The organism is Hydrogenophaga sp. SNF1, assembly GCF_034421675.1.
GTDB lineage: Bacteria > Pseudomonadota > Gammaproteobacteria > Burkholderiales > Burkholderiaceae_C > Hydrogenophaga > Hydrogenophaga borbori.
The window spans coordinates 2,516,176-2,528,191 of the sequence record NZ_CP139793.1 but is presented as its reverse complement, the minus strand read 5'-3'; the positions used below and the strand labels follow the sequence as shown (position 1 = coordinate 2,528,191).

The 12,016-nt window shown below is 69.1% G+C and carries 10 protein-coding genes; 3 read left to right on the top strand and 7 right to left on the bottom strand.

Features of this window, described 5'->3' with window-relative positions:
* Nucleotides 1–13 precede the first annotated feature (13 nt).
* Nucleotides 14–841, top strand: coding sequence for an anti-sigma factor family protein (locus SOM08_RS11980; protein ID WP_116957384.1), 828 nt, complete (start codon nucleotides 14–16; stop codon nucleotides 839–841).
* Between the two features lie 77 nt (nucleotides 842–918).
* On the opposite strand, the gene acs is transcribed toward SOM08_RS11980, so the two are convergent.
* Complete coding sequence (gene acs / locus SOM08_RS11975) at nucleotides 919–2,913, bottom strand: acetate--CoA ligase (protein WP_116957385.1); 1,995 nt, start codon at nucleotides 2,911–2,913, stop codon at nucleotides 919–921.
* A gap of 155 nt (nucleotides 2,914–3,068) precedes the next feature.
* On the opposite strand from acs, the gene SOM08_RS11970 reads away from it, so the two are divergent.
* A complete protein-coding gene (locus SOM08_RS11970; RefSeq protein ID WP_070398511.1) occupies nucleotides 3,069–3,665 on the top strand; it encodes a YqhA family protein in 597 nt (198 codons plus the stop codon).
* 25 nt (nucleotides 3,666–3,690) lie between these two features.
* Here the strand turns inward: SOM08_RS11970 and uvrC are convergent, their stop codons facing one another.
* From uvrC to SOM08_RS11955, 3 genes are read right to left on the bottom strand one after another with little or no spacing between them, the layout of a single operon-like run.
* Nucleotides 3,691–5,814 carry an excinuclease ABC subunit UvrC gene (gene uvrC, locus SOM08_RS11965; protein ID WP_322469010.1) on the bottom strand — a complete coding sequence of 708 codons (2,124 nt, stop codon included), beginning with the start codon at nucleotides 5,812–5,814 and terminating at the stop codon, nucleotides 3,691–3,693.
* Between the two features lie 39 nt (nucleotides 5,815–5,853).
* The gene (locus SOM08_RS11960) at nucleotides 5,854–6,987 is read right to left on the bottom strand and encodes an acyltransferase family protein (RefSeq protein ID WP_181936390.1); all 1,134 of its coding nucleotides are present in this window, start codon (nucleotides 6,985–6,987) and stop codon (nucleotides 5,854–5,856) included.
* Nucleotides 6,988–6,989: 2 nt separating this feature from the next.
* Entirely contained in the window at nucleotides 6,990–7,853 is an 864-nt protein-coding gene (locus tag SOM08_RS11955) for a cupin-like domain-containing protein (RefSeq protein ID WP_116957388.1), read from the bottom strand.
* Nucleotides 7,854–8,030: 177 nt separating this feature from the next.
* On the opposite strand from SOM08_RS11955, the gene SOM08_RS11950 reads away from it, so the two are divergent.
* A complete protein-coding gene (locus SOM08_RS11950) occupies nucleotides 8,031–9,470 on the top strand; it encodes an oligosaccharide flippase family protein (protein ID WP_181936391.1) in 1,440 nt (479 codons plus the stop codon).
* A 30-nt stretch (nucleotides 9,471–9,500) separates the two neighbouring features.
* Here SOM08_RS11950 and SOM08_RS11945 read toward each other — a convergent pair whose 3' ends face one another.
* Genes SOM08_RS11945 through SOM08_RS11935 form a run of 3 tightly spaced genes read right to left on the bottom strand, consistent with a single transcriptional unit; the run spans nucleotide 9,501 to nucleotide 12,005 of the window.
* Complete coding sequence (locus SOM08_RS11945) at nucleotides 9,501–10,457, bottom strand: glycosyltransferase family 2 protein (RefSeq protein WP_116957390.1); 957 nt, start codon at nucleotides 10,455–10,457, stop codon at nucleotides 9,501–9,503.
* Nucleotides 10,454–11,800, bottom strand: coding sequence for a putative O-glycosylation ligase, exosortase A system-associated (locus SOM08_RS11940; protein WP_116957391.1), 1,347 nt, complete (start codon nucleotides 11,798–11,800; stop codon nucleotides 10,454–10,456). The genes SOM08_RS11945 and SOM08_RS11940 overlap by 4 nt, the downstream gene beginning before the upstream one ends.
* Nucleotides 11,793–12,005 (bottom strand): hypothetical protein, encoded by a 213-nt coding sequence (locus SOM08_RS11935; RefSeq protein ID WP_116957392.1) that lies wholly within the window; start codon nucleotides 12,003–12,005, stop codon nucleotides 11,793–11,795. Before SOM08_RS11935 ends, SOM08_RS11940 begins: the two co-directional genes overlap by 8 nt.
* Between the last annotated feature and the right edge of the window lie 11 nt (nucleotides 12,006–12,016).

The window sequence follows — 12,016 nt, the reverse complement described above, 5'->3', positions numbered from 1 at the left end:
CGCCCCCGCCGCCATGGACAAGCCCCCTTTCCCTCCCCCGCTGAGCGACGCCGAGATCAACGCCCTGCTCGACGGCCAGCTCGGCGAGGCCGAGCGCGCCGCCCTCGACCATCGCCTGGCGCACGACGCCGCCGCGCGCGCGCGCCTGGACGCCTGGCGGGCGCAACGCGAGGCGATCCGCGGCCTGCACCGCGCCCTGCTCGACGAACCGCTGCCGCCCGCCCTGCTGGACGCCGCCCAGCGCGTGGGCGAGGCCCGCCAGCGCGGCGAGCGCTGGTGGCGCTGGGGCGGCATGGCCGCCGGCGTGCTGCTGGCCTTTGGCGCGGGCTGGCTGGCGCACGGCCAGTGGCGCGCACCGGCCGAGACCCGGCTGGCCGCGCGAGGCCCGGCCGCCGCCCTGCCCGCCTTCGCGCACGACGCGGCCCTGGCGCACGCCGTCTATTCGCCCGAGAAGCGCCACCCCGTGGAAGTGGCCGCCGCCGAGCAGGAACACCTGGTGCAGTGGCTCTCCCGCCGCACCGGCCGGCCTTTGAAGGTGCCCGATCTGCAGGCCCAGGGCTACGCGCTGGTGGGCGGACGGCTGCTGCCCGGCGAGGCCGGCGCGCGCGCCCAGTTCATGTTCCAGAACGCCGGGGGCCAGCGCGTGACCCTGTACCTGGGGGCGGTGGACCCGGCCTCGGCGGCCACGCCCGCCGGCCGCGAAACCGCCTTCCGCTTCGCGCCGGACGGCCCGGTGCCGGGCTTCTACTGGGTGGACCAGGGCTTCGGTTACGCGCTCAGCGGCCCGCTGCCGCGCGAGGCGCTGATGGCGCTGGCCGAGGCCGTGTACCACCAGCTTTGACGCCGCCGGCTGTATCGCCGCCGGCGAAACGCACCCCTCGGGGGGCCGCGCCCCGCGCAGCGGCGCAGCGTGGGGTGTCAGTTGTTCTGCGCCAGCTGCTCCAGGATCGCCGGGTTTTCCAGCGTGGAGATGTCCTGCGTGATCGCTTCGCCCTTGGCGACCGCGCGCAGCAGGCGGCGCATGATCTTGCCGCTGCGCGTCTTGGGCAGGTTGTCGCCGAAGCGGATGTCCTTGGGCTTGGCGATCGGCCCGATCTCCTTGCCCACCCAGTCGCGCAGTTCCTTGGCGATGGCCTTGGCCTCGTCGCCCGTGGGGCGGGCGCGCTTGAGCACCACGAAGGCCACGATGGCCTCGCCGGTCAGGTCGTCGGGGCGGCCGACCACGGCGGCCTCGGCCACCATGTCCGTCTTGGCCACCAGGGCCGACTCGATCTCCATGGTGCCCATGCGGTGACCCGAGACGTTGAGCACGTCGTCGATGCGGCCCGTAATGCGGAAGTAGCCGCGGTCGGCGCTGCGCACCGCGCCGTCACCCGCCAGGTAGTAGCCCTTGAGCTCCGGCGGGAAGTAGCTCTTCTTGAAGCGCTCCGGGTCGCCCCAGATGGTGCGGATCATCGAGGGCCAGGGCTTCTTGATGACCAGAATGCCGCCCGCGCCGTTGGGCACGTCGTGGCCCGCCTCGTCCACGATGGCCGCGTCGATGCCCGGCAGCGGCAGCGTGCAGGAGCCTGGCACCAGCGGCGTGGCGCCCGGCAGCGGGGTGATCACGTGGCCGCCGGTCTCGGTCTGCCAGAAGGTGTCCACGATGGGGCAGCGCTCATGGCCGACGTTCCGGAAGTACCACATCCAGGCCTCGGGGTTGATGGGCTCGCCCACCGAGCCCAGCAGGCGCAGGCTGTCCAGGTTCCAGTTCTTCGGGTGCACCTTCTCGTCGCCTTCGGCCGCCTTGATGAGCGAGCGGATCGCCGTGGGCGCGGTGTAGAAGATGCTGACCTTGTGCTTCTCGATCATCTGCCAGAAGCGCCCCGCGTGCGGGTAGGTGGGCACGCCCTCGAACACCAGCTGCGTGGCGCCGGCGGCCAGGGGGCCATAGGCCACGTAGGTGTGGCCGGTGATCCAGCCGATGTCGGCCGTGCACCAGAACAGGTCTTCGGGCCGCAGGTCGAAGGTCCAGAGCATGGTGAGCCGCGCCCACAGCAGGAAGCCCGCGGTGCTGTGCTGCACGCCCTTGGGCTTGCCCGTGGAGCCGGAGGTGTAGAGCACGAACAGCGGATGCTCGGCGCCGACGAACACCGGCGGGCAGTCGGTCCCCTGGCCGGCGATGGCCTCGGCCCAGGTGATGTCGCGGCCCGCCACCATGTGGCAGGCCGTGGGGGTGCGCTGCAGGGTGATGACGGTCTTGATCGACTCGCAGCCGCCCATGGCGATGCCTTCGTCGACGATGGCCTTGAGCGGCAGTTCCTTGCCGCCGCGCATCTGGTAGTTGGCGGTGACGACGGCCACTGCGCCGGCGTCCTGGATGCGCTCCTGCAGGGCCTTGGCCGAGAAGCCGCCGAACACCACGCTGTGCGTGGCGCCGATGCGCGCGCAGGCCTGCATGGCCACCACGCCCTCGATGGTCATGGGCATGTAGATGATGACGCGGTCGCCCGTCTTGACGCCCCGGGCCTTGAGCGCGTTGGCGAACTGCGAGACCTTGGCCAGCAGCTCCTTGTAGGTGACCCGGGTCACCGCGCCGTCGTCGGCCTCGAAGACGATCGCCGTCTTGTTCTCCACCGGCGTGCCCATGTGGCGGTCCAGGCAGTTGTGGGAGGCGTTGAGCTCTCCGTCCTGGAACCACTTGTAGAAGGGCTTGTCGCTGGCGTCCAGGGTCTGGGTGAAGGGCTTGTGCCAAGCCAGGTGTTCCTTGGCCAGGCGGGCCCAGAAGGCCTCGGGGTCCTTGTCGGCCTCGGCGCACAGGGCTTCATAGGCCTTCATGCCCGAGACGCGGGCGGCGGCGACGGTGGCGGCGCTGGGTTCGAACACCCGGTTCTCGACCAGGACGGATTCGATCGACGACGAAGGCGATGACATGGCGGGTGTCTCCTCGACTGTTGTGCTGGAAAACGGGGCCGGCGGCACTGTGCGCAAAGGCACTTACGGCCAACTGACACGGGACGAGGCTTCTACAATAACCGACGCCTGCGGCTGCCCATTCGGTGCGCCGCTTTTTTTGGCCCCGACACACCATGACCGACCCCCTCAAAGCCGCCCGCCCGATCCGGCCCCTGCCCAACCTGATCTTCGCCAGCCGCTGGCTGCAGCTGCCGCTGTACATCGGCCTGATCGCCGCGCAGGCCATCTACGTCTACCACTTCTGGGTGGAACTGGTGCACCTCATCGAAGCCGCCTTCGGCAGCGAGATCGCCCTGCAGAAGCTGGTCAGCAGCATCGGCTACAAAAGCGACGTGGTGCCGACCAGCCTGAACGAGACCATCATCATGCTGGTGGTGCTGGCGCTGATCGACGTGGTGATGATCTCCAACCTGCTGATCATGGTGATCGTGGGCGGCTACGAGACCTTCGTCAGCCGCATGAACCTGGAAGACCACCCCGACCAGCCGGAGTGGCTGAGCCATGTGAACGCCAGCGTGCTGAAGGTCAAGCTGGCCACGGCCATCATCGGCATCAGCTCCATCCACCTGCTCAAGACCTTCATCAACGCCGGCAACTACGAGGTGAAGGTGCTGATGTGGCAAACGCTCATCCACATCGCCTTCCTGTTCAGCGCCCTGGCCATCGCGCTGGCCGACCGGCTGATGTCCGCGCCCTCGCAGGACCACTGAGCCTGGCGCGCGGCGCGCCCCCTCATCAGTGCAGGGCCCGGTAGATCGCGTCGGCCAGATCGGCCGAGATGCCTTCCACCGTGGCCAGGTCCTCCACGCTGGCCGAGGCGACGCCGCGCACCCCGCCGAAGCGCTGCAGCAGCCGCGCGCGCTTCTTGGGGCCCACGCCCGGGATGTCTTCGAGCTGGCTCGCCCCCACCCGCACCTTGGCGCGCTGCGCGCGCATGCCGGTGATGGCGAAACGGTGCGCCTCGTCGCGAATCTGCGCGATCAGCATCAGCGCCGCCGAGTCGTGCCCCAGGTAGACCTTGGCGCGGCCGTCGGCGAAGACCAGCTCCTCCAGGCCCACCTTGCGGCCCTCGCCCTTTTCCACCCCGACGATGCTGCCCAGGTCCAGCCCGAGCTGCTGGAACACCTCGCGCGCCACGCCCACCTGGCCCTTGCCGCCGTCGATGAGCACGATGTCCGGCAGCCGCGGACCGGTGGCCGGCATGTCCTTGCCCGAGTCCTTGGGGGCTGAGGGGACGGCCGGCGCGTCCTCCACCGCCGGGGGCAGCGGCTCGGCCTCGCCATCGGGCCCGGCGGCCACGGCCACCTCCGTGCCCGGCGGCAGCGCCGCCTCGCCCGCCTCGGCCTTCAGCGCCTCCGCGATGCGGCCGTAGCGGCGCGTCAGCACCTGGCGCATGGCGGCATAGTCGTCGCCGGGCGTGATGCCATCGATGTTGTAGCGCCGGTACTGGCTGTTCTGCAGCTTGTGGCCCTCGAACACGACGCAGGAGGCCTGCGTGGATTCGCCCGCCGTGTGCGAAATGTCGAAGCACTCGATGCGCAGCGCCTCCAGATCGTCATCCGGCAGTTGCAGGGCCTCGGCCAGGGCGCGGGTGCGGGCCTGCTGGCTGCCCTCCTCGGCCAGCAGCCGCGCCAGCGCGATTCCCGCGTTCTTCTGCGCCATCTCCAACCAGGCGCGGCGGTGCTCGCGGGGCTGGTGCACCGCGTGCACCTTCTGGCCGGTCTGCTCGCTCAGCGCGTCCAGCAGCGGCCGGCCCACGGGCTGGCTGGTCACCAGCACCGGCGGCATGGGCGCGCCCAGGTAGTGCTGGGCGATGAAGGCCTCCAGCACGCGCCGCGCGGCGCGCTCGCCGGGCTCCACTGCCTCGGCGGCGGACGGCCCGACGGCCTCGGGCCCGTCGGCTTCGGCCTGCGCCATCTGCTCCTCGATCGCGCTGGCATCGTCCAGGTGGGCAGGAAAGTACGGCCGGTCGCCCAGGTGGCGACCGCCGCGCACCATGGCCAGGTTCACGCAGGCGCGCCCGCCCAGCACCTTCACGGCCAGGATGTCCACGTCCTGGTCGCCGCCCACCTCCATGCTCTGCTGGTGCAGCACGCGCGAGAGCGCCGTCATCTGGTTGCGGATCTCGGCCGCCTGCTCGAACTCCAGCTTCTCGCTGTGCGCCAGCATGCGCCGCTCCAGCGTCTGCAGCACCTGCTGCGTTTCGCCGCGCAGGAAACGCTCGGCGTTGGCCACGTCGCTCAGGTACTCGGCCTGGTGGATCAGGTCCACGCAGGGGCCGCTGCAGCGCTTGATCTGGTACAGCAGGCAGGGCCGCGTGCGGTTGGCAAAGACCGTGTCTTCGCAGGTGCGCAGCTTGAAGACCTTTTGCAGCAGCTGGATGGACTCCTTCACCGCCCAGGCGCTGGGGTAAGGGCCGTAGTAGCTGTGGCGCTTGTCCACCGCGCCGCGGTAGTAGGCCATGCGCGGGAACAGCGTGGAGGCGCTGGGCGCGCGGCCGGTGAGCGGGCGCAGCGCCTCGCGCGTGCCGGTGATCTTGAGGTAGGGGTAGCTCTTGTCGTCGCGGAACAGGATGTTGAACCGCGGGTTGAGCGTCTTGATGAGGTTGTTCTCGAGCAGCAGGGCCTCGGCCTCGCTGCGCACCACGGTGGTCTCCAGCCGCACGATGCGGCTCACCATGTGGCCGATTCGCGTGCCGTCGTGGTTCTTCTGGAAGTAGCTGGAAACGCGCTTCTTCAGGTTGCGCGCCTTGCCCACGTAGAGCAGCTGGCCCTGGGCGTCGAAGTAGCGGTAGACCCCCGGCAGCGCGGGCAGCGCCGCGACCTCACCCAGCAGTTGTTCGGAATGCGCCTCGGACATGGGGCGTATTGTCGCGCCCCGCCGCTGCCCGTCCGGGCCTCAGGGCCGGGCGCGCGGCAGCAGCGCACCCAGGCCGCGCCGCAGGGTGTCGGCCACACGCCGGAACACCGCGCGATAGGCCTCGCGCCGCTGCTCGCCGATCTGCCCCAGCGCCCAGGTCGCCAGCAGCACGCCGGCCAGCAGGGCGGCGTAGCCCGCCCAGCCCGAGGCCGACACCCCCGCCGCTCGCGCCAGCACCAACAGGCTGAAGTGGATGAGGTAGAAGCTGAAGGTGCGGTCGGCCAGCCAACGGATCAGACGACCGGCGCGGTCTGGGAAGTTCCAGCCGGCCCCCGCGCAGCCCACCACGAAGCCGGCGAACAACAGGCCCGTGACGTAGTCGGACAGCACGTGCTCGGTGGAGCCCGGCTCGAAGGGCCACGGCGCCCCAGCCGCGATGGCGGCGTACAGGGCGCGCGAGGCCCCATCCGTGGCCTGCCGGGCACCCGACAGCAAGAAGACCGCGTACGCCAGGGCGCAGACCAGCATCAAGGCGCGCGCCGGCCAGGGCCCCAGGCGCAGGGCGCCCAGGTGGCGACAGAGGAACACGCCCAGACACCACACCGGCAAGAGCATCAGCACGGCCGGCCCCATGAAACCCAGCACCAGCACCAGCAGGGGCCAGCGCCACCAGCCGCGCGCGTAGACGAACACGCCGAACAGCGCGTAGTACCAGACCTCGTAGGCCAGCGACCAGTACGGCTCCATGCTGAAGGGCTGCCAGGAGCCGAACCAGCCCTCGCCCAGGAACAGCCAGTGGTAGGGCGGCACCAGCGCGGCCTTGGGGTACTGCCAGGCATAGCCGGCATAGCCCTCCGGGTTCAGACCCAGGCCGATGCGGTCGAGCAGCAGCGCCAGCAGCACCGCGGGAATGGCCACCGAGTAGATGCGCGAGACCCGCGCGAGCGCATAGTGCCCGGCGCTGCCGTGGCGCGACAGCGTGCTGTGTGCGATGACGAAGCCCGAGATGACGAAGAAGGCGATCACCGCGTCGTCGGCCGAGCGGTGCCAGGTCAGCGAGAGCGCCGCGGGCGCCAGCCCCAGCACCACCGAATGGCCCACGTAGACCGCCAGCGCGGCCACCACGCGGCAGAGGTCGAGCCAGATCGAGAGCGAGGGAGAGAGGGGGGCCAAAGCTAGTATCCGCGCCAGCCGGCCCAGGTGCGCCACGCCTTGGCCTTCATGGCGTCGCGCCCGGGGTTCACGCCCACCGGGCCCGGCCCCAGGCCCACGTGCCGCAGCACCTTGCGCGCGCGCTGGTTGAAGTTGAGCGCGTCGCGCCAGTCCACGGTCTGCGGCGTGTTGAAGATGATGGACATGGAGATGGACACGTCGTCGGCGCCGTTGTGCACGTGGTGGCCGGCCACGAAGGGGATGTGCAGCGCCTGCCCGGGCTCGAACCAGTAGCGTGTGCTGATGCCGTCCTTCTCGGGCGTCCAGGGCAGCTGGGTGCTCACGTAGGAAACGTAGTTTTCACGGTCGGGCGAGGTCACCACGCGATCATCCCAGGGATCGGACACGGTGACCCACTTGCTGCCGCGAAACTGCAGCAGGAAGGTGGAGTAGCGGTCGATGTGGAAGGGCGTCACGCTGTTGGGCGAGGCGATGAACAGGTAGAGCTTGGGCGAGATCGCCTTGTCGCCCACGCCGCGTTCCCACATGAGGGACTCGACGTCGTGGATCATGTCCTGGTAGAGCTCGGCGAAGCTGGGGTCCGCCTGCGGCGAGTTCACCATGATGTAGGCGTCGGACTCGCGGATGGTTTCGATGGTTTCCTCGATCGAGCGGTCCAGCGGCTTCTGGCGGAAGGTCTTCTCGAAGTTGTCCCCGGTGTCCAGGCGCCGGGTGGCGAACATCACCTGCCCCTGAGGCAAGCGCGGAATGACCTTGGCCAGGTTTTCCATGGACAGGGCGGGATGCCCCATCAAGCGGTGGCCGCAGGCAAAAGAACCCCGGTCGAGCAAAGAAGCGTCGACGCCCTCATCAAAGCAGCGCAGCATGCCGAATCCTCCTGCGGCGCACCGGCCGCATTCCCGTTCAAGCTATGCCCCCATCGCATCCGCGCCTCTGGCGACGCGTGTTTGTGCGGCATTCTGCTCGCCGGCCCAGACCGTGCCAAGGGGCAGCCGTCCGGCTTCCTTCAGAATGCCGGATTTCGCACACATCCAAGGCCGCCCTTGAACTCCACGCGCAAGAAATTCGGTTTCCAGCTGATCTTCAGCAATGCGGAAGTCGCCGGGCAGCTGATCCTGAGCATGGTGCTGGCCCGCCTGCTCGACCCGGACGACATCGGCGTGTACTCCATGAGCGCCGTGCTGGTGGCCGTGGCCCACCTGTTCCGCGACTTCGGCGTCACGGCCTTCATCAAGCGGCAGAAGGAACTGAGCGAAGACACCCTGCGCTCCGCCCTGGGCGTGGTGATGTGCACGTCGTGGACGATGGCGCTGGTCATGTTCCTGAGCGCGCCGCTGTGGTCGGCCTTCTTCAACGAACCGCGGGTGGAGCACGTGGTGCAGGTGCTGGCCATGGGTTTCGTGCTCATCCCCTTCGGCGCCCTGCCCGGCGCCATCCTGGTGCGCAACATGGAGGTCGTGCGCACCGCCAAGGCCGGGCTGATCGCGCTCGGCGTCTACTTCGTGGTCTCCGTGGTTTTGGCGCTGCAAGGCTTCGGCCACATGACCATGGCCTGGGCCAACCTGATCAACATCGCCACCCACGTCACGGCGGTGCGGCTGCTGTCCACCACGAAAACCCCCTGGATCCCCGGTCTCAAGCACTGGGGCCGCGTGGCCAACTTCGGCGTCGGCGCCATGATCACCTCGGCCATGACGGCGATCGACAACGCCATTCCCGACATCGCCCTGGGCCGGCTCAGCACGCCCACCAACGTGGGCTTCTTCAGCAAGGCCAACTCCACCATCAACATCGCCAGCAGCGGCGTGATGCCCGCGGTGAACTACTTCGCCCTGCCCTACATGGCCCGCCTGCACCACGGCCAGGGCGACATCGCGGCCGAGGTCTGCCGCGTCACCTCCTACCTGGCCACGCTGCTGCTGCCGGCCATGGCCATGACGGCGCTGCTGGCCAACGAGGTGATCTTCCTGCTCTATGGCGCCAAGTGGCTGCCCAGCGCCGTGGCCGTGCCCTGGCTGTGCGTGTCGGCGGGCCTGGGCGTGCTGTTCTCCTTCGTGCCGGCGGCGCTCATGGGCATCGGCAAGCCCTATGTGGCTGGGCTGCCCATGGTGTTGCTGCTGTGCCTGAAGGCGGTGTTCATCCTTCTGCTGTTCAACGGCTCGCTGCAGAGCTTCGCCGAGGCCATGGTGGTCGCGCAGGTGCTGACCGTGCCCATGGGCCTGTGGATCCAGTACCGCTACCTGGGCATCGCCCCCGGGCGCTGGCTGGCCATGGCCGCCCGGGTGGTCGGTCTCACGCTGGTGCTGCTCGGCAGCATGCTGGCGCTCAAGTGGGCCTTGCCCCCCCTGCCCGCCTGGGCCACCGTGCTGGCGCTGGGCCTGCCGGCGGCGATCGGCTGGGCCGTGCTGCTGCGGCTGTTTGGCCTGCCCTTGTACGGGGAGCTGCGCACGCTGTTCGTGCGCTGGCGCCAGCGCGGGGCCTGAGCGCGGCGCGGGTTCGCGGCGGGCGAGGTTTCAGCCTCGCAGGCGCTTGACCTGGCTCAGCACCCAGAACGCGGCCGATCGGCCCACCAGGCAACCCCGGCGCAGCGATTGCGCGAACTCGCGCGCCGCCACGGTCGGGTCGCCCGACCAGTAGTGGGTGTAACCGTGGTCGAAATGCGCGCGGCCCAGGCGGTAGCGGTAGTGCAGCGCTGGCAGGCGATGGCCGTCGGGGTCGCTCAGGCCCCAGCGCTCGCGGGCGCGCTCGAGCAGCTCCGCAAGGTGGTTGCGCTCGATCATCCGGTGCATGGCGCTGGCCGGGTGGATGCGGTAGATCGCCATCACCGACGAGAAGCCCTGGATGTGCGCATGGCGCGAGCAGCGCAGCCAGAAGTCGTAGTCCTCGCCTCGCTCCATGCTTTCGTCGAAACCGCCGGCCTGGCGGTAGACCTCGCGCCGCATGAGCGGCGTGATCATGCCCAGGGTGCAGCCCATCAGGATGCGCGTGTACATCCAGCCGCTCCACTCGGGGTTGGTGCGCGCCAGGGCCTGTTCGTCGGGGTAGTGCTCGGACGGGTCGGGCCAGGTGCCGTCGGGTCCGGGCCGCCAGCGGTGGATCTCGGCGAACACGATGCCGACCTCGGGGTGGGCTTCGAGGTAGTCCACCTGCACCTTCAGCTTGCCGGGCACCCAGAGGTCGTCCGCGTCGATGAAGGCGAGGTAGCGCCCGCGCGCCTGTTCCATGCCCAGGTTGCGCGCGCGCGAGACGCCGCCGCGCGGGCCTTCGATCACGCGCACGCGGGGGTCGATGCGTTCCAACGCGGCGTAGTCGCCGTCGCTGGAACCGTCGTTGATGACGATCAGCTCCAGGTCGCGGTAGGACTGCGAGAGCACGCTGTCGATGGCGGCGTGGATGTAGCGCATGGCGTTCCACGCCGGCATGATCACCGAGACCATCGGCGCGGCATCGCGCTGCACAGGCTCGCTCACGCCACCCCCCTGTCGGGCGCCGCGCGCGCAAGGCGCGCCTGCTCGCGCTGGTGCTCATTCAGGCGCTGGCGCAAATGCACCTGCAGCACCGCCATCAGCATGACCATGAAGTAGGCCATTTCCAGATAGGCCACGCTCACGCTGGCGCCGCCCACCAGATACGCCATGACGGCCAGCATGAGCATGTCGCCCAGGTCGCGCGCCCACACGTAGTCGGGCCCCAGCCGCGTGGCCATGCGCTTGACGGAGAAGCGGTTCAGCAGCGGCAGGGAGAAGATCAAGAGGTAGAGGAACAGCCCGAGGAAGCCCAGATCGCCCATGACCTCGAAGTACACGCTGTGCGCGGCCTTGGCCCGCACGAATTCGGGCTCGGGCAAGTTGAGGAAGTCGAGCAGGCTGGGGGCGGTCTTGAAATGGTCCCACACGTACTGCACCTGCACCGCGTGGAAGCCGCCGCCGAAGAAGGGGTGCTCCAGCGCCAGGGCCGAGCTGATCTTCCACGCGTGCACGCGGCCCATGAAGGAGTCGTCCTCCTTGGCCTCGCCGATGGTCTCCAGACGGGCCACCACCGAGTCGGGCACGAACTGCGACAGCAGCAGGCCCATGGCCAGCACAATGAACAGCGTGCGCCAGCGGTGGCGCGAGGTGAGGATGAGCCAGAAGGCCACCACCGCCAGCGCCACGAAACCGCCCCGCGAGCCGCCGCCCATGATGGCCAGAACGATGAGCACGAACACGCTCAGAAAACCCCAGCGCGCGAAGCGGTGCACCGAGTGCAGGTAAAGGTAATAGGCGATCGGCAGCACCATCGCCAGCGCGGTCGACAGGTGGTTGCGGTCGTACAGCATGCTGCCGGCCGGGCCGAACATGTTGTGCGAGCCGCCCGAGACCACGGTTTTCAGGCCCTCGATCACGCCGTGCAGGCCCAGGCCGAACACCACCACCAACAGGATGGCGTGAAAGTGCATGCGCGTCTGCACGAACATCGGCATGAGCATGCTGAAGACCAGCCCCTTCATCAGCAGGTCGAAGTACTTGAAGTTGTTGTCGTTGCCGGCGTAGCCCGTGAGCCAGGAGACCGTGGCATGCAGCAGGAACACCAGGTACAGGACCACGGCCCAGTTGAATCGGTACTGGCTCCAGTCCACGCGGCGCAGCACCACCAGCAGCAAGGTGATGCCGGCGAAGATGAAGTTCACGCGCGCACTGGCCATGAAGCCGAACAGGAAGCCCGTGGGGATCATGGCGGACGTCCAGCCCCACAGCATGTAGGCGTTGAACGGGCGCACGAAGGCCAGCGGGATCAGGGCCAGCATGGCCAGGGCAAAGAGCAGATCACGCACCGCGACGCTCCCCAGGCCGGCCGCTCGTGCTTCCCTTGCGCTGGCGCTTGCCATCGCCGGCATCGGTCGGCGGATGCAGCTCATGCACTCGGTACTGGAAGTAGCCGAGGTCGTTGGGTGTGGGCCGCTTCGGGTCGGCCTTGTAGATGCGCCAGCAGACGTAGGTCATGCAGGCCACGTCGAACATGAAGATGAGGGCTTCCATGGCGGTTCGCT